Source organism: Qipengyuania proteolytica (assembly GCF_019711565.1).
Classification (GTDB): domain Bacteria; phylum Pseudomonadota; class Alphaproteobacteria; order Sphingomonadales; family Sphingomonadaceae; genus Qipengyuania; species Qipengyuania proteolytica.
In genome coordinates, this window is record NZ_JAIGNN010000001.1 from 1,328,445 (window position 1) to 1,347,685 (window position 19,241).

Annotated in this window: 18 protein-coding genes; 14 read left to right on the plus strand and 4 right to left on the minus strand. The window is 65.1% G+C overall.

Going from position 1 to position 19,241, the window contains the following annotated elements:
- Window positions 1-23 precede the first annotated feature (23 nt).
- Window positions 24-1,193: a PQQ-dependent sugar dehydrogenase gene (locus K3172_RS06485; protein WP_221588059.1), complete on the minus strand. Its 1,170-nt coding sequence runs from the start codon at window positions 1,191-1,193 to the stop codon at window positions 24-26.
- Between K3172_RS06485 and K3172_RS15515 the strand changes: the two genes are divergently transcribed.
- On the plus strand, window positions 1,192-1,821 hold the full coding sequence (locus K3172_RS15515; protein WP_247717943.1) for a ribonuclease HII: 630 nt from the start codon (window positions 1,192-1,194) through the stop codon (window positions 1,819-1,821). The two genes, K3172_RS06485 and K3172_RS15515, sit on opposite strands and share 2 nt — an antisense overlap.
- Entirely contained in the window at window positions 1,818-2,732 is a 915-nt protein-coding gene (locus tag K3172_RS15520; protein ID WP_345725612.1) for an oxidoreductase, read from the plus strand. Before K3172_RS15515 ends, K3172_RS15520 begins: the two co-directional genes overlap by 4 nt.
- A 6-nt stretch (window positions 2,733-2,738) precedes the next feature.
- Here the strand turns inward: K3172_RS15520 and K3172_RS06495 are convergent, their stop codons facing one another.
- On the minus strand, window positions 2,739-3,437 hold the full coding sequence (locus tag K3172_RS06495) for a sulfotransferase family protein (RefSeq protein WP_221588064.1): 699 nt from the start codon (window positions 3,435-3,437) through the stop codon (window positions 2,739-2,741).
- Between the two features lie 254 nt (window positions 3,438-3,691).
- Between K3172_RS06495 and K3172_RS06500 the strand changes: the two genes are divergently transcribed.
- The 3 genes from K3172_RS06500 to folP all read left to right on the plus strand — a co-directional run bounded on the left by K3172_RS06500 (window position 3,692) and on the right by folP (window position 9,436).
- Window positions 3,692-4,852, plus strand: coding sequence for a site-specific DNA-methyltransferase (locus K3172_RS06500; protein WP_425594694.1), 1,161 nt, complete (start codon window positions 3,692-3,694; stop codon window positions 4,850-4,852).
- Between the two features lie 204 nt (window positions 4,853-5,056).
- A complete protein-coding gene (locus K3172_RS06505; protein ID WP_221588068.1) occupies window positions 5,057-8,113 on the plus strand; it encodes a TonB-dependent receptor domain-containing protein in 3,057 nt (1,018 codons plus the stop codon).
- Between the two features lie 213 nt (window positions 8,114-8,326).
- Window positions 8,327-9,436, plus strand: a complete 1,110-nt coding sequence (folP, locus tag K3172_RS06510) for a dihydropteroate synthase (protein WP_221588070.1) — start codon at window positions 8,327-8,329, stop codon at window positions 9,434-9,436.
- Here the strand turns inward: folP and K3172_RS06515 are convergent.
- Complete coding sequence (locus tag K3172_RS06515) at window positions 9,433-10,215, minus strand: SDR family oxidoreductase (protein ID WP_221588072.1); 783 nt, start codon at window positions 10,213-10,215, stop codon at window positions 9,433-9,435. The genes folP and K3172_RS06515 overlap by 4 nt on opposite strands.
- Window positions 10,216-10,237: 22 nt before the next feature.
- On the minus strand, window positions 10,238-11,656 hold the full coding sequence (locus K3172_RS06520; RefSeq protein WP_221588074.1) for a sigma-54-dependent transcriptional regulator: 1,419 nt from the start codon (window positions 11,654-11,656) through the stop codon (window positions 10,238-10,240).
- Window positions 11,657-11,837: 181 nt separating this feature from the next.
- On the opposite strand from K3172_RS06520, the gene K3172_RS06525 reads away from it, so the two are divergent.
- From K3172_RS06525 to K3172_RS06565, 9 genes are read left to right on the plus strand one after another with little or no spacing between them, the layout of a single operon-like run.
- Entirely contained in the window at window positions 11,838-11,963 is a 126-nt protein-coding gene (locus tag K3172_RS06525) for an aa3-type cytochrome c oxidase subunit IV (RefSeq protein ID WP_221588077.1), read from the plus strand.
- Between the two features lie 9 nt (window positions 11,964-11,972).
- A complete protein-coding gene (locus tag K3172_RS06530; protein ID WP_221588079.1) occupies window positions 11,973-13,097 on the plus strand; it encodes an NAD(P) transhydrogenase subunit alpha in 1,125 nt (374 codons plus the stop codon).
- A gap of 24 nt (window positions 13,098-13,121) precedes the next feature.
- Window positions 13,122-13,406: an NAD(P) transhydrogenase subunit alpha part 2 gene (locus K3172_RS06535; protein ID WP_061925440.1), complete on the plus strand. Its 285-nt coding sequence runs from the start codon at window positions 13,122-13,124 to the stop codon at window positions 13,404-13,406.
- Window positions 13,406-14,914, plus strand: a complete 1,509-nt coding sequence (locus K3172_RS06540) for an NAD(P)(+) transhydrogenase (Re/Si-specific) subunit beta (RefSeq protein ID WP_247717945.1) — start codon at window positions 13,406-13,408, stop codon at window positions 14,912-14,914. Before K3172_RS06535 ends, K3172_RS06540 begins: the two co-directional genes overlap by 1 nt.
- Window positions 14,915-14,918: 4 nt before the next feature.
- Complete coding sequence (locus K3172_RS06545; RefSeq protein ID WP_221588081.1) at window positions 14,919-15,257, plus strand: hypothetical protein; 339 nt, start codon at window positions 14,919-14,921, stop codon at window positions 15,255-15,257.
- Window positions 15,258-15,315: 58 nt separating this feature from the next.
- Entirely contained in the window at window positions 15,316-16,506 is a 1,191-nt protein-coding gene (locus K3172_RS06550; RefSeq protein WP_221588083.1) for a parallel beta-helix domain-containing protein, read from the plus strand.
- Entirely contained in the window at window positions 16,503-17,501 is a 999-nt protein-coding gene (locus K3172_RS06555) for an SO2930 family diheme c-type cytochrome (RefSeq protein ID WP_221588085.1), read from the plus strand. The genes K3172_RS06550 and K3172_RS06555 overlap by 4 nt, the downstream gene beginning before the upstream one ends.
- Entirely contained in the window at window positions 17,498-18,499 is a 1,002-nt protein-coding gene (locus K3172_RS06560) for an alpha/beta fold hydrolase (RefSeq protein WP_221588087.1), read from the plus strand. The genes K3172_RS06555 and K3172_RS06560 overlap by 4 nt, the downstream gene beginning before the upstream one ends.
- 52 nt (window positions 18,500-18,551) lie before the next feature.
- A complete protein-coding gene (locus K3172_RS06565) occupies window positions 18,552-19,241 on the plus strand; it encodes an aspartate/glutamate racemase family protein (protein WP_247717946.1) in 690 nt (229 codons plus the stop codon).

The window sequence follows — 19,241 nt, forward strand, 5'->3', positions numbered from 1 at the left end:
GCCCCATGTCGATCAACTTCACCTTACTTCGGGCGAAGTTCCAGCAGCCGGCCGCCTTCGCCGTCCTCCAGCACCCAAAGCGCGCCGTCCGGCCCCTCGATGACCGAACGGATGCGGTTGCCCATGTCATAGCGGGCTACCTCGCGCGCGGTTTCGCCCTCGATGGCCACACGGATCAGGGCCTGCGTCTTGAGACCGGAGATCAGCAAATCGCCCTTCATTCCGGGGAACAGGTCGCCCGAATAGAAGGTCATGTTGCCGGGCGCGATCACCGGCGTCCAGTTGATCGCGAACTTGGCAAAGCCGTCGTCGGGGGTGTGATCGGGGATATTGTCCCCATCGTAGTGATCGCCGTCGGAGCGCAGCGGCCAGCCGTAGTTCTGGCCTTTCCGGACGAGGTTGAGCTCGTCTCCGCCAGCGGCGCCATGCTCAATTTCCCACAGGCGGCCGTCCGCGTCGAAATCTATGCCGAGCAGGTTGCGGTGGCCCCATGACCAGATCTGGTCGCTCGGGCTGCCCTGGTCGGCCAGAGGGTTGCCGGCGGCGGGGGTGCCGTCGAGGTTCAGGCGGACGACCGTGCCCAGCGTGTTCGAGGTATCCTGTGCGGGATCCTGCTTCTGCCGGTCGCCGCTGGTGATGAAGAGATATTGTTCGTCCGGGCTGAAGGCGATGCGATGCGAATAGTGGCCGCGCCCTTCGACCTTGGGCGTCTGCCGCCAGATCACCTCGAAATCGGAAATCTGGCATGTCCGGGTCGTCGGGCAGATCATCTGTCCGCGGCCGACCACCGCGCCGCGCGTATCGCCTTCGCCCGCCTCGACCCAGCTGAGGTAGATCGTGCGATTGGCCGAGCCCAGGCGCGCCTCGCTCGGCAGGAAGGCGATCTCGCCGAGCCCGCCCTGGCCGCCGTAATCCACTTCGGGAAGGCCGGTGACGGTGCCGACGGTGCCGTCCTTCGTGTTGACGAATTTCAGCGTGCCCGGCTTTTCGGTGATGAACAGCCGATCTGTGCCGGGCAGGAAGGCTGATGCCCAGGGTTCGTTGAATTCGCCATGCGCAGTGATCGCGAAATCGAGGGCGGTGGGGCTGGGGGTCGAAACCGCCTCGGCTCCACCATCGGTGGAATAGGCACTGCCGCAGCTTGCGAGCAGCACCACGGGCGATAGGGTGGCGATAAGGACGGATTTGCGCATGTTCAGTTATTCTCCCCTTGGCGGCCTTGGCGACGCCCCGCTCGTCATCGGCGTGGACGAGGCCGGTCGCGGCCCGTTGGCTGGACCCGTTGTCGCCGCCGCTGCCGTGCTGTGCCAGCCGGCGATCGACGGTCTCGATGACTCCAAAAAGCTCTCGGCCAAGCGCCGTTCCCTGCTCGAGCCGCAAATCCGCGAAAAATGCGCCTGGGGGCTCGCCGTAGTCGAGCCGGACATGATCGACGAGCTCAACATTTTCCAGGCGACTATGCTCGCCATGACCGTGGCCGTCACGCGGCTGGTCGAGGCGCTCGGCTGCGAACCCGACGCGGTCCTGATCGACGGCAACATGACCCCGCACCGCCGCCGCGCGGAGTGGCGCTGGCCGCAAGCACGTGCGATCGTGGGCGGGGACGGCAAGGAGCCGAGCATTTCCGCCGCCTCCATCCTAGCCAAGGAACATCGCGACCGCATTATGCGCGAGGCGGCCCAGGCCCACCCGCACTACGGCTGGGACCGCAATATGGGCTACGGAACGGCAGAGCACCTCGAAGCATTGCGAACCCATGGACCGACGCCGCTGCACCGCCGCAGCTTCGCGCCGGTATCGCAGATGGAGATGTTCGCGTGAGCTTTGCCTATTCCGACGTACCCGACCAGCGCGGCAAGACTGCCATCGTCACAGGTGCCAACACCGGCATCGGGCTGGAAATCGCCCGCGGCATGGCGCGCAAGGGGGCCCGCGTGATCCTCGCCTGCCGCGATGCCGACAAGGCGCAAGCCGCGATCGCCGAGATTGCCAGCGGGCCCGAGACCGTGGACCTCGATTTCCTCCAGCTGGATCTGTCGAACATGGCGTCGATCCGCCAGGCGGCGGAGCGCGCCAGGGCCGAACCGAAGATCGACCTGCTGATCAACAATGCCGGCATCATGATCCCGCCGCTGGGCCACGCGATCGGCGGGGTGGAGCAACAGTTCGCGGTAAACCATCTCGGCCATTTCGCGCTGACCGGCCTCCTGCTCGACAAGCTGGCGGCAGATGGCGGCGCGCGGGTCGTCAGCCAGGCCTCGATCGCGCACAAGGGCGCCATGATCGACTTCGACAATCTCGATGCGTCGAAAGGCTATTCGCGCACCAAGTTCTACGGCCAGAGCAAGCTCGCCAACCTGCTGTTCGCCTTCGAGCTCGACCGGCGGCTGCGCGCGGCGGGCTCGCCCGTAGTGTCGATCGCCTGCCACCCGGGTGTCGCGCAGACCGAGATTGCGAGGCATTTAGGCGCGTTCGGCAAGGTCTTCGCGCCGACCGTCGGCTTTTTCCTCAATACGGCAGAGAACGGCGCCGTGCCCGCATTGCAGGCGGCGGCTGACCCCGAAGCGCAAGGCGGCGACTATTTCGGCTCCTGGGGCCTGCGCGAAATGAGCGGCCGCACCTCGGGTAAGGCCTATGCAACGAAGACGGCGCGCGATCCGCTGCTCGCCGCGCGGCTGTGGGCGAAGTCCATCGAACTCACCGGCGTCGATCCGGGCCTCGCGCCGGCCTGAACCGGCCTATCGCCCGAAGGCCTTGGCGCGCAGCGTCTCGATATAGCTCTTGCCGAAGTTCTCGGCGGCATCGTCGTCCTTTGCCATCCCGCCTTCGCGTTCGTTCTCGGCGATGATCTCGTCGCGGCTGTTAACGCGCGGGAAGGGTTCGGGCGGGACGGGTACGTCGAGGAAGCGGCACAGCGATTCCCAGCCTTCCTTGGGATGGAACACGAGCAGGCGCTCGGCGGGCAGGCTGGCGATGATATCGGCGTTCCGGTCCGCGAACCATTTGGTCATGAAGGCGCGATCACGGATGTCGCCGCCGTCGAAATGATCGAAGATCGCCCCCTTCATCATATCGCCGGTGGGCGTGCCGACGAGGTGCGCCTGCATGGCGTCGGAGAAGATCGTCTCGCTGACGGATTCGAACCAGCTGTCGGGATCGCGCATCGTCAGCAGCACCTTCGCCTCCGGGTAATAGTCGGCCAGTTCGCGCCAGTATGACGCGGACGGATAGTCGACCGTCGACTGGAAGCCCTTGAAGATTTCGTCCCAGTCGGGCTGTCCCGCAATCGCATCGAGCCACAGCGGCACCTGCCGCCGCGCATCGGCGAAGAGTTCGGCCATGTGGAAACAGGGGCCGTAGCCCAGGTGTTCGAGCGCGAACTTCATCGTGAAGGTCGCGGTGCGCCCGACGCCGGCGCCGATGACCTTGAGTGCCATGATATCCTCCCGGTTGTCGCGACCCGGGTTGCTGGACGGATCGACATTCGCACGAATTGGCGCAAAGTCGAGTCCTTCCGGCCACACCCCACGATCTTGAGTCCGGCGAATCCATGCGGACTCAATATCTTGTGGGGGACTCCTTTCGTTCTCTCCCAAATCTGCCCGCCGCCGGCGATCCGCCTGTCGCTTTGCGCTTGACGCGGACTCGCGATGGACTCACCCTGTGGATAACTAGGACAGGGATGGACGTCATGGGGGTCATAGAGACCACGAAGTCGCGCGCGCAGCGCATTGAGAAAACGATGGAATTGCCGCTCGGCCAGCCGGGCGAGTTGCCGCGCGCCCTTCCTGTGGGGCAAATCATTCCGGGCGACTGCGTCGAAGCCATGCGCTCTATCCCGACCGCCAGCGTCGATCTCGTCTTCGCCGATCCGCCCTACAACCTCCAGCTCGGCGGCGATCTCGCCCGGCCCGATGGCAGCCATGTCGATGCCGTCACCGATGACTGGGACAAGTTCGACACCTTCGCCGCCTATGACGAGTTCACCCGCGCCTGGCTCACCGAGGCGAAGCGCATCCTCAAGCCCGACGGCGCGCTGTGGGTGATCGGCAGCTATCACAACATCTACCGTGTCGGCGCGATCCTGCAGGACCTCGGCTTCTGGATCCTCAACGACATCGTCTGGCGCAAGTCCAACCCCATGCCCAATTTCAAGGGCACCCGCTTCACCAATGCGCACGAGACGCTGCTGTGGTGTTCGCAGGGCGAGAAGGCGAAGTACCACTTCAACTACCGCGCGATGAAGACGCTCAACGACGAGCTCCAGATGCGCAGCGACTGGGTCCTGCCGATCTGCAACGGGGCGGAGAGACTGAAGGAAGGCGGCCACAAGGTCCACCCGACGCAGAAGCCCGAGGCACTGCTCTACCGCGTGCTGCTCTCCACGACCGAGAAGGGCGACGTCGTGCTCGACCCGTTCTTCGGCACCGGCACCACCGGCGCGGTGGCCAAGCGGCTCGGCCGCCAGTGGATCGGCTGCGAGCGCGAGGGCGTCTACCGCGACGCGGCGCTGAAGCGGATCGCAAAGGAACTCCCGCTCGACGAAAGCGCGCTCACCACCATGCAGAGCAAGCGCGCCGCACCCAAGGTCGCCTTCGGTTCGCTGGTCGAGAACGGCTTTATCACGCCGGGCACCAATGTATTCGACAAGAAGCGCCGCTGGACTGCGACGGTGCGCGCCGACGGCTCGCTGGCGTACGAGAAGCAGGCCGGCAGCATCCACGGCCTCGGCAAGGAGCTACAGGGCGCCCCCAGCTGTAATGGCTGGACCTTTTGGCACTATGAAGCCGGCGGCGAAGTGAAGCCGATCGACGCCGCGCGGCAGCTGTATTTGCTGGCGGTGGAGGATTGAGCGGGGCGCTCCTCCGACCCGAACCTCAAAGCGTCCGAGGCGAGCGAGCATCAACTGGCATCCAGGTGTGGCCGGAAAGCCACAAAATTCCGCGCAATCCACTCAAGTGCCGGTTTTTCGACGAACTGGCTTGCGCGGAATGGCTTCTGCCATGCTAGCGGCCCCATCCGATTTTCTCTGATGAACTGAAGTTGAGGGTCTTTTATGAAGTTTACGTCGATTGGCTCCGGCAAGCGGGCCATGTTGGCCAGTGCTGCCATCGCGGCACTGGTCGCACCGATGAGCGTGCAGGCGCAGGATGTCGCCGAAAACGAAACCTGCATTGACGAAGATGCCGACGGCACTTGCGACGATGCTGCCGACGTGCCTGCCGGGAATGCGATCGTCGTGTCCGGCACGCGTATCCGCACCACCGAATACGACTTCGCGAACCCGGTTGTCGCGATCGACGATACGGCGATCAAGAACAGCGGTGTCACCAACCTGACCAGCTTCCTGACGGAAGCGCCCGCTCTTACGGGCTCCTACGACTCTAACGACGGCTCGGGCGCCAATGCCGGGATCGGCGGCGTCGGCCTCAACCTGCTCGACCTCCGCAATCTCGGCACGCAGCGCACGTTGCTGCTGATCGATGGTCGCCGCCATGTCGCCTCGGTTCCCGGCTCGTCGTCGGTCGACGTCAACTCGATTCCGATCGACCTGATCGAGCGCGTGGACATCGTGACGGGCGGCGCATCGGCCGTTTACGGTGCGGACGCTGTGACGGGTGTCGTGAACTTCGTCACCAAGCGCGATTTCGAAGGGTTCACCGTTCGCGCGCAGACCGGCATTTCCGAAAAGGGCGACGGCAATTCCAGCTTCATCTCTGCCACCGTCGGCACCAATTTCGCCGGTGGCCGCGGCAATATCGCCGCCAACTTCGAATACGGCAGCGATGACCGCCTGCTGCTGTCCGACCGCCGTGCCTTCGGTCCCAGCTTCCGCGCCTTCTACGACAACCAGGACGATCTGGCCGACGATCCCAACATTCCCGACCGCATCCTCGCGTCGGACGTGAACTATCTCGACTCCAGCCCGATCAGCGCGATCGACGTCGATTTCGATTTCCTGCCCGACTTCCTGGGCGACGGTACCCGGTACATTCCGGGCACCTTCCTCGGCAGCTTCTTCGAAAGCGGCGGTTCGGGTACGCCGGTCTCGACCTACAGCGGGGAAATCCTGCCGAAGATCGACCGGTACATCGGCAACCTGCTCTTCAGCTATGATATCACGGACAGCATCCGCTTCTTCGCCGAAGGCAAGTATGCGCGCGTCGATTCCGAATCGTTCGGCCAGCCGACATTCGATTTCTTCATCGGCGTCCCGACCGACAACCCGTTCATCCCGGCCAACGTCAACGATCCGGCGGTGAACGCATTCGACTTCCTCGACATCGTGCTCGTCACCGGTCGCGACAACCTCGACCTTGGACGCCGCGGCGAGACGAACCGTCGCGAAACCTATCGCGGTGTTGCCGGGATCGAAGCCGACGTCACCGACACGATCCGGTTCGACGCGTCCTATGTGTACGGCCAGTCGGACAACGTCGTTCGCCAGACCAACACCCGCTTCAACGACCGCTTCTTCGCAGCGATCGACGCGGTGGACGAAGGTGAATTCCTCACCGGCACCCCGAACGGCAACATCGTCTGCCGTTCGAACCTGACCGGCGATGCGACCAGTTCGAACCAGAACATCACGGGCATCTTCTTCTTCGACGACTTCGCCGAGCTGTCCTTCACGCCGGGCGCGAACAGCGGCTGTGTGCCCTTCAACCTGTTCTCGAACAATCAGGACCCGGCTTCGCTGGCCTTCATCAATACGACGGCCGTCGATACCAGCACGATCAAGCAGCATGTCGCGACCGCTGCATTCAGTGGTGATTTCGGCGATGGCTTCGCCCTCTGGGGCGATCCGATCGGCTTCGCGCTGGGCGGCGAATACCGCAAGGAAAGCAGCGAGAGCATTCCCGATCCGGTCAACACGACCGGCCTGACCTTCGGCAATGCCCTGTTCCCGGAAACGGGTTCGTTCGATGTCTATGAAGGCTTTGCCGAACTGCGCGTCCCCATCGTCCAGGACCGTCCGGGCTTCTACGAACTGACCGCCAACGGCGCGGCGCGCGTGTCCGAATATTCGACCGTGGGAACGACCTTCACCTACCAGGCCGGTCTGGTCTATGCGCCGATCCGGGACTTCCGTGTCCGTGGCACTTACGCCCAGGCGGTCCGTGCGCCGAACATCGGCGAACTGTTCTCGCCGTCGAACCAGACCTTCGCCTTCATCGACGACCCTTGTGCCTTCGACAACCGCGACAACGGCAGCGACACGCGCGATGCCAACTGCGTGGCGCTGTTGACGGATCTGGGCCTCACCCCGGCGCAGATCGCCACCTTCACCGGCGATGCGGGCACCAGCCTTCCGGGCCTGAGCACGGGCAACATCGACCTTGGTGAAGAAACCGCCAAGACGATCACCGTGGGTGCGATCTTCCAGCCCAGCTTCATCCCGGGCCTCGTGATGTCGGCCGACTATTACGACGTGGAGATCGAGGCAGCGATTTCGACGCCGTCGGCAAACACGCTGCTCGAACTGTGCGTCGATGCAGAAACGCTCGATAACGAATTCTGCGACAACATCGACCGTACACCGGTCGGTGCGGGCTTCGACCCGAACGATGCTGGCATCGTTCGCGGTTTCACCCTCCAGCCGCAGAACGTCGCAGCGTTCTCCACCAAGGGGATCGACTTCTCGGTCAAGTATCGCCGCCCGACCGAACGTCTGGGCACGTTCAGCTTCGGCATCGTCGGCAACCACCTGATCGAACTGAAGACCCAGGGTACGCCGGGTGCAGACATCATCGAGAGCGCGGGCGTGCAGGGTTCGCCCGAATGGCAGGTGAACTTCGACTTCAACTGGACGCTCGACAACTTCAACCTGAACTACGGCATTAACTACTGGGACGAGACGCTTCGCTATTCCCGTCGCACCATCGAAGCCGATCCGGACATCGTGGCACCGGAATACATAAAGGTCGATGCGAAGTTCCAGCATGACATGCAGCTGCGCTGGACAACCGACGATGACATGAGCTTCTACGTCGGGGTGAATAACCTATTCGACCAGAAGCCCGATGTCGGCCTGACCTTCTATCCGGTCAGCGCGCTGGGTCGCTTCTTCTACGCCGGCGTGCAGATTTCGGGCGACAAGCTCGGCTTCTGATCCCCACGATCCGTACTGACACTGAAAGGCCCCGGTTCATCCCGGGGCCTTTTTTTTTCTGCCGGTTGCCGATCCGGCCGGAGGTTTCCTACCGCGCGATCGAAGGTTAGGAGGAAGGTCGTGACCGATCCGAAAATCCCGCTCCCGTTTTCCCGCCCTGGACCGTGTAACATGCGGTCCATGTCGCGGTGTTTGCCCTGAGGCTTTCCAACAATGATCCAACACGCCTACATCCGCCCCGTCGGCTTCGTCCCCGGTCCGCAGTCCGAGCATGGCAATGCCATCCGGCTGGCGGGCGGGATGGTCTATGCGAGCCGCTTTGCGGTGATCCTGCGCCGCGATGGCGAAGTCGCCGAACGCTGGCTCGCCGCGCCCGATACGATGGCCGAGGTACTCGGGCACCTGCCCGACGATGTGGCGGGCGATGCGGAAAGCCAGTGGGCCAGTCTCACCCTCGCGCATCCGGCGCTGGAGCTGGGTTCGCGCACGATCCGCCTCGACCAGCCGCAGGTGATGGGCATCCTCAACGTCACGCCCGACAGCTTTAGCGACGGCGGTGCGCATGCCGGCCCCGATGCCGCGCGCGATCTTGCGGCGGCGATGGTGGAGGCGGGGGCCGCGATCATCGACATCGGCGGCGAGAGCACCCGGCCCGGCGCCAAGCCCGTGTGGGAAGGCGACGAGATTGCGCGCGTCGTCCCCGCGATTGAGGCCTGCGCGGCGACGGGCGCGGCGGTCAGCGTCGACACGCGCAAGGCAGCGGTGATGGAGGCGGCGATCGAGGCGGGCGCGGCGCTGGTCAACGACGTCAGCGGCCTCACCCACGATCCGCGCGCTGCCGAGGTGGTCGCGCGCGCCGGTATTCCGGTAGTGCTGATGCACGCGCCCGGCAGCGGCGAAGACCTGCACGAGGGCGGGGACTACGCCAATGTCGTGTTCGACGTCTTCGACGTCCTGCGCGCGCGCCGCGATGCCGCGCTTGAGGCTGGGATCGAAGCGCGCAACATCCTGCTCGATCCGGGCATCGGGTTCGGCAAGACGCTGGCCGAGAACCTCGCGCTGATCAACGCGCTGCCGCTGTTCCACGCGCTCGGCCACCCGCTGCTGCTCGGCGCAAGCCGCAAGCGGCTGATCGGCGCACTCTCGAACGAGGCGGAGGCGGACGCGCGGCTCGGCGGCAGCGTGGCGCTGGCGGTGAAGGGCATGGATGCCGGCATCCAGCTCCACCGCGTCCACGATGTGCCGGAGACGGTCCAGGCGAGGAATGTGTGGCGCGGCCTGCGCGACGCGGCGCTGACCGACTTTGGGGATTTGCCGGGCTAGTCGCCGGGCGAGGCGGCGCTGCCTGCCAGCAGCCCGCCGTCGAGCGTGAGTTCGGCGCCGGTCATGTAGGCGCTCTCCGGGCTGGCGAGGTAGACGCAGAGCGCGGCGACCTCCTCGACGGTGCCGAAGCGCTTCAGCGGCGTGTCCTTGACCATCGCCGCCTTGCGCTCCTCGAGGTCGGGGCCGTCGCCCAGCAGCGTCTCCCACATCGGGGTGAAGACGGCGGCGGGGTGGACCGAGTTGCAGCGGATCGCCCAGCCGTGCTGCGCGGCGTAGAGCGCGACCGACTTGGAATGGTTGCGGATCGCCGCCTTGCTCGCCGCATAGGCTGCCGCGCCGGGAATGCCGACGATGCCCGAGCGCGAGGACATGTTGATGATCGAGCCTTGGCCTGTGGCCTTCATGGCGCGCAGGGCATAGCGGCAGCCGAGGAAGCAGCCGTCGGTGTTGACCGCGTGGACGCGGTGCCATTCGGCGAGGCTGGCGTGCTCCGGATCGTGCGGGCCGGGCGAGTCCTCGAAGCCGGTGATCCCGGCGTTGTTGACCAGCACGTCGACGGCGGGGTAGCTCTCGGCGAAGGCATCCCACTCCGCCTCGCTCGCGACATCGAGCCGGTGGAAACTGCAACCGAGTTCGTCGGCGGCTTTCCTACCCGCCTCCTCGTCGATATCGGTGAGGACGACTCGCGCGCCTTCGGCCAGGAACGCTTTGCACACGGCCTTGCCGATCCCGCGCGCGCCACCGGTGACGACGCACAGCATGTTGTCGAGTTTCTGCATGACCCCGGCGGGGTAACGCAGGTCAGGCGGCGTTGTCGATGCCCAGTTCGCTCAGCTTGCGGTAAAGCGTCGAGCGGCCGATGCCGAGGCGGCGGGCGACTTCGGTCATGCGGCCGCGGTAATGGCCGATGGCGAGGCGGATGATGTCGGCCTCGATTTCCTCCAGCGGGCGCAAATTGCCGTCGTCGAGATAGAGCAGCACGCCGAGCCCGCGCGCACGGCTCTCGCCGCGGTCGGGGCTGTCGCCGAGCAACTGCGAGAGCTGCGGGAAGCTGTGCGCGGTGAGCGCCTCGCGCTGCTCGAATACCGAGGCGCGGAACAGCACGGCCTGCAGCTGGCGGACATTGCCTGGCCAGTCATAGGCTTCGAGCAGGGTGAGGCCGCTGTCGGCGATCGAATGGTGAATGAGGCCCGGCTGCTCGCCGATCTGCGAGAGGAAGTAGCGGGTGAGGGCGGGGATATCGCCCATCCGGTCACGCAGCGCGGGCATGTGGATGCGGGTGGCCGACAGAGCGGCGAAAAGGCGTTCGGAGAACTCGCCTGCCGCGACCAGCTCCTCAAGCGGCAAATCGCTCGAGGCGAAGATGCGGACGTCGATGCGAAAGCCGTGCTGCGCGCCGCTGGGGCGCACGATGCCGCTCTCGATCACGTCGGCAAGGCGATCCTGCAACAACAGGTCCATGCGGTCGATGTCGTCGAGGATCAGCGTCCCGCCATCGCAATGTTCGAGCAGGCCCGTCTGGCGATCGAAGGCGCCGGCGAAAGCGCCTTTCTCATGACCGAACACGAGCGATTCGAGTGAAGTCGCCGGGATCGAGCCACAGCCGACCAGCTTCATGGTGGTCTTAGCGCGGGTCGATGCGGCATGCATCGCGCGCATCAGCATTTCCTTGCCGGTGCCGCTCTCGCCCTCGACCAGAACATGACCATGGTTGCGTGCGGCAGTCGCGGCCTTGGCGAGCGCTGTTCGGAAAGGCGCGGCAGTGCCGACCATGGCGTCGAAGTCGAGCACATGCGGCAGCTTCTCGGTCATCGGCTGCAGCTCGTCGCGCGGCGCTTCGGGGCGGGTCGCGCTGCGCAAGGCGGCGAGCAAGCGGTCGGGTGCGACCGGCTTGATGAGATAATCGGTGGCGCCCGCGCGCATCGCTTCGACCGCGAGTAGCGGCGAGGTGCTGGCGGTGAGCATCAGCAGGGGCACGTCGGGACGCAGGGTGCGGATCTCGCGGATCAGTTCGCAGGCGGCATCGCCCGGAACCCACTGGTCGAGCAGGACAGCCCGAACCGCAGCGCCTTCGGTGTCGACGAGCTTGGCGAGCGCATCCTCGCCCGAGCCGACGACGAGCGTGCGCCAGCCCTCGCGCGCGGCGAGTGCGCTGACGAGCCGGCTCTGCGCCGGTTCGTCGTCGATCAGCATCAGCAGGCGTGTCGGTTCGCTTGCCATCCCTTTGCGCCGCTCCTGTAAAAGGCGGCCCAAACGGCCACCGTGTCCCAGTCTGATACGCGAAATGGGTAAAGAGCCGATTAAGGCTGGCGGGGGTGGAGCGATGAGAGACGGGGCTTGAGCGCACCGCGCGGGCGCGATAGGACCGGGCCAACGCAAACTGCCAATACCGAGGTATCGCATGGAATCCGCCAACGACATGAAGGCGCACAGCAAGACCTATTCCGCCTTCATCGCCAATCTCAAATGGTCGGTGCCGCTGATCGCGTTCATCGCGCTGGTCGTCGTTATCCTGATTTCGGACTAAGCGCCGCGCATGCGGATCGCGGTGCTGAAGGAGCGCGCGCCGGGCGAAAGCCGGGTCGCGCTGACCCCCGAAACGGCGAAGAAATTCGCCGCCCTCGGGGCCACGGTGGCGGTCGAGGAAGGCGCCGGTGTCGGCGCCTCGATCACCGATGAGGCTTACCGGGAGGCAGGCGCCGAAGTCGGCACGGCAGCTGCCGTCGTCAGGGATGCCGACATCGTGCTCGGCGTGCAGGCGCCGGACGTGGCGTCGCTCAACGGCGCGAAACCCGGCGCCTGGGTCGCCGCCACCTTCGATCCGTTCCGCGAAAAGGACCGCGTGGAAGCCTATGCCCAGGCCGGCCTTGAAGCGTTGTCGATGGAATTCATGCCGCGCATCACGCGCGCGCAGAGCATGGACGTGCTCTCCAGCCAGTCGAACCTCGCCGGTTACAAGGCGGTGCTGACGGCAGCCAATGAATACGGCCGCGCCTTCCCGATGATGATGACCGCCGCTGGCACGGTGCAGGCGGCCAAGGTCTTCGTGATGGGCGTGGGCGTGGCCGGACTGCAGGCGATTGCCACGGCCAAGCGGCTGGGTGCGCAGGTAAGCGCGACCGACGTGCGGAGTGCGACCAAGGAACAGATCATGTCGCTCGGAGCGAAGCCGATCTTCGTCGAGAGCGTCGCAGGAATCGAAGGCGAAGGCTCGGGCGGCTACGCCACCGAGATGAGCGAGGAATACCAGAAGGCGCAGGCCGAACTGGTCTCCGGCCATATCGCCAAGCAGGATATTGTCATCACCACCGCGCTGATCCCGGGCCGGCCCGCGCCGCGGCTGATCTCCGATGCGCAGATCGCCAGCATGAAGCCCGGTAGTGTGATCTTCGACCTTGCGGTGGCAGCAGGCGGGAACGTCGAAGGCTCTCAGCCCGACCAAGTGGTCGAGAAACACGGCGTCAAGATCGTCGGCTATTCGAATACGGCCGGTCACCTGGCCGCCGACGCTTCGGCCCTGTTCGCGCGCAACCATTTCAACTTCCTCTCCGCCTTCTGGGACAAGGAGGCTGGAAAGCCCGTGCTCGACGAGGAAATCGGCACTGCCGTACGCCTGACACAGGGCGGGAAGGTGGTGAACGAGAGGCTGGCGACGACGTAATCCGGGCCCGGGGAGGGGCCGCACATGGACTTCATTTCGATCCTTTCGATCTTCGTGCTGGCGTGTTTCGTCGGTTATTACGTGGTCTGGTCGGTCACGCCTGCGCTGCACACGCCGCTAATGGCGGTGACCAATGCGATTTCCTCGGTGATCATCGTCGGCGCGCTGATTGCGGCGGCGGCGGCGGATGTGCCGGGGGCGAAGTGGCTGGGGCTGCTCGGCATCGTGCTTGCCAGCGTGAACATCTTCGGCGGGTTTGCGGTGACGGCGCGAATGCTCGCGATGTACAAGAAGAAGGAGAGGAAGTGATGCGTCGTCTTCTCCTCGCGGCGCCTTTCACGCTGCTGGCCACGCCCGCCCATGCATCCACCGGCGAGGCAGTAAACCCGTGGGTGGCGCTCGCCTATCTCGTGTCGGGCGTGTTCTTCATCCTCGCGCTGCGCGGCCTGTCTTCGCCCGCGACGAGCCGGACGGGCAACCGCTTCGGCATGATCGGCATGCTGATTGCGGTGGTGACGACGCTGGTGACGCATGTGCCAACATCGGACCTTAGTGATTATGAGGTCATCAGCGTGTTTGGCCTCGGCGAAATCCTCATCGCCATCGCCCTCGGCGCGATTATCGGCATCACCATCGCCCGCCGCATCGCGATGACTGCGATGCCCGAACTGGTTGCTGCCTTCCACTCGCTGGTCGGCCTCGCGGCGGTGCTGGTGGGCTGGGCCGCCTATCTCAATCCCGGCGCTTTCGGTTTGCTCGTGGGCGACAGCATCGGCACGGTCTCCAAGGTCGAGATGGGCCTTGGCATCGCCATCGGGGCGATAACCTTCTCCGGCTCGGTCATTGCCTTCGCCAAGCTGTCGGGGCGCATGAGCGGTTCGCCCATCCTGCTGCCCGCGCGCCACGTCATCAATCTCGGCACGCTGGCGGCGATCATCGTGCTTACCGCGCTTTTCGCCATGGCCGGGTCTTCCGAGACCATGCCGCTGATCGTCGCGCTGACGGTGCTCGCCTTCCTCATCGGCTTCCTGCTCATCATCCCCATTGGCGGGGCGGACATGCCGGTCGTGGTCTCGATGCTGAACAGCTATTCGGGCTGGGCCGCGGCGGCGATGGGCTTCACGCTCGGCAATACGGCGATGATCATCACCGGCGCGCTGGTCGGGTCCTCGGGTGCTATCCTCAGCTACATCATGTGCCGCGCCATGAACCGCAGCTTCCTCAGCGTCATCGCGGGCGGTTTCGGCGCGGATGCCGGCGCGGGCGGGGGCGAGGCGAAGGAGCAGCGCCCCTACAAGCAGGGCAGCGCGGCCGATGCCGCCTTCATGCTCGAACAGGCGGAAAAGGTCATCATCATCCCGGGCTACGGCATGGCGGTGGCGCAGGCGCAGCACGCGCTGCGCGAAATGGCCGACATCCTCGAGGAGAAGGGCGTGGAGGTGAAATACGCCATCCACCCCGTCGCCGGGCGCATGCCGGGCCACATGAACGTGCTGCTCGCCGAAGCGCAGGTGCCTTACGAGAATGTCTTCGAGCTGGAGGACATCAACAGCGAATTCGCGCAGGCCGATGTCGCCTTCATCATCGGCGCGAACGACGTGGTGAACCCGGCGGCCAAGACCGACAAGTCTTCGCCCATCTACGGCATGCCCGTGTTCGACGTGGACAAGGCCAAGCAGGTCTTCTTCATCAAGCGCTCCATGGGCGGCGTGGGCTATGCGGGCGTCGACAACGACGTCTTCTACATGGACCAGACCATGATGCTGCTGGCCGATGCGAAGAAGATGGTCGAGGAAATCGTGAAGGCGCTCGACTGAGCCGATGCGGAAAGTCCTGATCCTGCTCGCGGTGCTGGCCATCGGCCTTGGCGCGTGGGCCATGCTCGGCGGTGTGGAGCAGGTCACAGCGTCGCGCATCGAAAGTACACTGGTCGACAAGGGCATCCCCCAGCCGGTTGCTGCCTGCATGGGTTCGCGTATGGCGGAGCGGCTGTCGTTGAACCAGTTGCGCAAGCTGCAGAACATGCAGGCGCGTGATGGGGAGACCGAAGTGCCGCTGTCGATGGCGGAATTCCTCGAGCGGCTGCGGCGGGTCGACGATCCCGAAGCGATCGAGGTGGTCGGCACTTCTGCCGCGATCTGTTCCTTCACAGCCCGTTAGCGACACGCGCTTGCAATCGCTTCGCCTTGCGGCACAATGGGTTGCAAGGGAGAGACTCATGATCAGATTGACGATTGCCGCTGCCTTGCTGGCGAGCGCCGCACCCGCATTCGCCGCAACCCATTCCGTCGCACCCGGCGGGGATGCACAGGCGCGCCTGCAGGAAGCGCTGATCCTGGCCGAACCGGGCGACGAGATCGTGCTGGCCGAAGGGCGCTACGTGTTGACCGACGGGCTCAGCCTCGATGTCGATGGCGTGACCGTGCGCGGAGCGGGGATGGATGGCACGGTGCTGGACTTCACCAGCCAGCAGGGCGCGGGCGAAGGGCTGCTCGTCACCAGCGACAACGTCACCCTGCGCGACTTCGCGCTCGAGAACCCCAAGGGCGACGGGATCAAGTCCAAGGGTGCGGACAACATCGTCTACCACCGCATCCGCGTCACCTGGACGCGCGGCCCGCACGAGAGCAACGGCGCCTATGGCATCTATCCGGTGGAAAGCACCGGCGTGCTGGTCGACGGGGTCAAGGTGACCGGGGCGAGCGATGCGGGCATCTACGTGGGCCAGTCGAACGGCATCACCGTGCGCAACTCCATTGCCGAAGCCAATGTGGCGGGGATCGAGATCGAGAACAGCCGCAACGCGCTGGTCGAACACAATATCGCCACGCGCAACACCGGCGGTATCCTGATCTTCGACCTGCCCGGCCTGCCGGTGATGGGCGGCGGCAATGTGATCGTCGCGAACAATCTCGTCGTCGCCAACGATACGCCGAACTTCGCGCCCAAGGGCAATATCGTCGCGGGCGTGCGGCGCGGTACGGGCATCATGGTGATGGCGAACGACAAGGTGCTGGTGGAGAACAACATCCTGTCCGGCAATCCGACCGCGCCGGTGATGGTGATCGCCTATACGCAGCCCTATGACGACGAGCGTTACAACCCGTTGCCGCGCGAGGTGGTGATCGGGCCGAACACCTATGACGGGGGCGGCTACGCACCGCAGCTGGACGGCGCGGACATGCTGCTCGCGGCGTTCGGTGGCGAATTGCCGCCGGTATTGTGGGACGGCCTCGGTTCGATGAGCGCCGTCGCGGGTACTGCAGGATGGAGCCTCAACCTTACCGAGCAGGGCAAGGGCCTAGGCGCCGCGCAGCCCGGACCGCTGACCGTCACCGCGCCCGCAGGCGAATTCGATCGCAGCGGCATCGGCGCGCCAGCCGCACTCGACGAGCGACTGGCCGGATGATCCGTCACGCCATCTTCGGAGCCGCGCTGCTGAGCGCGGTGGCGGCGATGGCGGTGCCACGGATCGATCGGGACGCGGCAATCCAGCAGGATGGCTTGCCCCGGACGCTGTCGGCCTATGGCTTCTTCATCGATCCACGCGCACAGGTGCCGGACGCAGGGGTCGTGCCCTACCGGCTGAACACCCCGTTGTTCTCCGACGGGGCCGAGAAACTGCGTTTCGTTTATTTGCCCGATGGCACACAGGCGACTGCCGACGGCGAAAACCTGCTTGCGTTTCCTGTCGGCACGGCACTGATCAAGACCTTCGCCTTCGAGGAGGCGGGTGAGCGTCGCCTGATCGAAACCCGCGTTCTCCTCCACCGCGCCGATGGCTGGCTGGCGCTCCCCTATGTCTGGAATGCGGAGCAGTCCGACGCCACGCTCGCGGTTGCAGGCGCGCGGATCGACCTGACCACGCCGAAAGGCGAGGCGATCAGCTACCGCGTGCCGAACAAGAACCAGTGTAAAGAGTGCCACGGGCTCGACGGGGCGGTGACGCCGATCGGCCCCAAGGCGCGCAACCTGTCGCGCACCTGGCTCGCCGAGATGGTCGAGCACGGCCACCTCGACCGGATGCCCGCGGATGCGAACCAGCTACCGCTCTGGGAAAATCGCGAAAGCGCCAGTCTCACCTCTGCGGCACGCGCGTATCTAGACGTCAATTGCGCCCATTGCCACCGACCGGGGGCGACAGCCTCCAACAGCGGCCTCGACCTGCGCTGGGAGCAGCAAGACCCGCATGCACTGGGCATCGGCAAGCGACCGGTCGCTGCGGGCAGGGGCGCCGGCGGGCACCTGTTCGACATCGTCCCGGGCAAGCCCGGGGAGTCGATCCTGACCTATCGCATGTCGACCACCGAGCCGGGTGTAGCCATGCCCGAGATCGGCAAGGAAACCGTCGACGAGGATGGCCTTGCGGTCGTCCGCCGCTGGATCGAGGAAATGGCCTTTTGAACAAGTTTCTTCGCGTAATCGCTGTACTCTTCGCCCTGCTGGTGGTCGCGTTCCTGATTTTCCGCGTGCCGGACACCGACGCGGAGGAGATGTGGGCGAAATACGGAACCGTCCCTTCGCAACGGCTCGAATTGGCCGATGGGCGCACGATCCACCTGCGGGACGAGGGGCCGCGCGATGCACCGGTAATCCTGCTGCTGCACGGCTCCAACGCGGACTTGCTGACCTGGCAGGCCTGGGCGGAGCGACTGAGCGAGACCTACCGCGTCATCCGCTATGACCAGCGCGGCCATGGGCTCACGGGTCCTGCCCCCGACGGCGACTATTCGCAGGGCGCTTTCGTCGCCGATGTCGGCCTCGTCGCGGACGCGCTCGGGCTCGATACCTTCACGCTCGGAGGCAATTCCATGGGCGGTGGCATCGCCATGGGCTACGCGATTGCACATCCCGAACGGCTCGACGGGCTGGTGCTGGTCGACGCGGGAGGGGCAGATATTACCCGCGAAGGGAGCGGGAACCTCGCCTTCCAGCTGGCGCGCATTCCCGTTGTGAACACGCTCGCCTTCCAGCTGATGCCGCGCTCGATCGTGGAGCGCAGCCTTTCGCAAAGCGTTTCGAACCAGGCCATAGTCACGCCCGCCGCGATCGACCGGTACTGGGAGTTGGCCCGCTATCCCGGCAATCGCGACGCGACGATGCAACGCTTCGGGCTCGGCTGGACGGTGCTGGATGCGAAGGATGTAAGCAAGGTGCAGGTCCCGACCCTGGTCATGTGGGGCAAGGAGGATGCGCTGATCCCCTATGCCGCCGCCGAATGGTATGCGGCCACGCTGCCGAACGCGACGCTGGTTGCCTATGACGGCATCGGCCACATTCCCATGGAGGAGGCGGCGGATCGGAGCGCGGCCGACTTGATGCAATGGCTCACAGGTATCGCTGCACCGGCGAACGAAGCGGCAGCGGAACCCGCTCCGGCGCCGCCCGTTCCGGTTACTTGAACGAACCGCCGCGAGAGCGGTTTCTACAGGGTATCAGGAAGGAACAGGGGTCTTGCGTAAACTCGGAATGATCGGCGGGATGAGCTGGATCTCGACCCGCGTCTATTACGAGCGGATCAACAAGGAAGTGCAGAAGCTCGCGCCGCCGATGGCGAGCGCGCCGCTGCTGATCGAGAGCCTCGACTATTCACAGATCTACGACGCCAAGAATGCGGACGATTGGGACAAGGTCGCCTCGATCCTGGTCGATTCCGCCCGCCGCCTCGAAAGCGCAGGAGCAGAGGGCCTCGTCATTGCCGCGAATGCGATGCACAAGGTGTACGATCGTCTGACCGAGGCCGTCTCCATCCCCGTCCTGCACATTGCCGACAGCGTCGGTGAAGCGATGCAGGCAGCGGATTGCACCAGTGCCGCTCTCCTCGGCACGCGCTTCGTCATGACCGAGAACTTCTATCGCGATCGCCTGGTCTCACATGGCGTCGAACTGCTCCCGCCCAAGCCCGACGTGGTCGATATGGTCGACGGGATCATCTACAAGGAACTGATGCTGGGACGCGTCACCCGCGATGCGGAGCGGGCGCTGAAGACCATCATCACGCAGAAGGAAAAGGAGGGTGCAGCAGCCATAGTCCTTGCCTGCACCGAACTCGAAATGGTCGTGGATACACGCGCAAATGTGCTGCCCGTGTTCGATTCGACCGAAATTCATTGCCGCGCTGCAGCAAACTGGATTTTCGATTAG

What these genes read in the sequence shown, in the direction of transcription:
- K3172_RS15515 (WP_247717943.1), top strand. Translation starts at nt 1,192, where the DNA reads ATGTTCAGTTATTCTCCCCTTGGCGGCCTTGGCGACGCCCCGCTCGTC.
- K3172_RS06485 (WP_221588059.1), bottom strand. Translation starts at nt 1,193, where the DNA reads ATGCGCAAATCCGTCCTTATCGCCACCCTATCGCCCGTGGTGCTGCTC.
- K3172_RS06495 (WP_221588064.1), bottom strand. Translation starts at nt 3,437, where the DNA reads ATGGCACTCAAGGTCATCGGCGCCGGCGTCGGGCGCACCGCGACCTTC.
- K3172_RS06500 (WP_425594694.1), top strand. Translation starts at nt 3,692, where the DNA reads ATGGGGGTCATAGAGACCACGAAGTCGCGCGCGCAGCGCATTGAGAAA.
- K3172_RS06505 (WP_221588068.1), top strand. Translation starts at nt 5,057, where the DNA reads ATGAAGTTTACGTCGATTGGCTCCGGCAAGCGGGCCATGTTGGCCAGT.
- folP (WP_221588070.1), top strand. Translation starts at nt 8,327, where the DNA reads ATGATCCAACACGCCTACATCCGCCCCGTCGGCTTCGTCCCCGGTCCG.
- K3172_RS06515 (WP_221588072.1), bottom strand. Translation starts at nt 10,215, where the DNA reads ATGCAGAAACTCGACAACATGCTGTGCGTCGTCACCGGTGGCGCGCGC.
- K3172_RS06520 (WP_221588074.1), bottom strand. Translation starts at nt 11,656, where the DNA reads ATGGCAAGCGAACCGACACGCCTGCTGATGCTGATCGACGACGAACCG.
- K3172_RS06525 (WP_221588077.1), top strand. Translation starts at nt 11,838, where the DNA reads ATGGAATCCGCCAACGACATGAAGGCGCACAGCAAGACCTATTCCGCC.
- K3172_RS06530 (WP_221588079.1), top strand. Translation starts at nt 11,973, where the DNA reads ATGCGGATCGCGGTGCTGAAGGAGCGCGCGCCGGGCGAAAGCCGGGTC.
- K3172_RS06535 (WP_061925440.1), top strand. Translation starts at nt 13,122, where the DNA reads ATGGACTTCATTTCGATCCTTTCGATCTTCGTGCTGGCGTGTTTCGTC.
- K3172_RS06540 (WP_247717945.1), top strand. Translation starts at nt 13,406, where the DNA reads ATGCGTCGTCTTCTCCTCGCGGCGCCTTTCACGCTGCTGGCCACGCCC.
- K3172_RS06545 (WP_221588081.1), top strand. Translation starts at nt 14,919, where the DNA reads ATGCGGAAAGTCCTGATCCTGCTCGCGGTGCTGGCCATCGGCCTTGGC.
- K3172_RS06550 (WP_221588083.1), top strand. Translation starts at nt 15,316, where the DNA reads ATGATCAGATTGACGATTGCCGCTGCCTTGCTGGCGAGCGCCGCACCC.
- K3172_RS06555 (WP_221588085.1), top strand. Translation starts at nt 16,503, where the DNA reads ATGATCCGTCACGCCATCTTCGGAGCCGCGCTGCTGAGCGCGGTGGCG.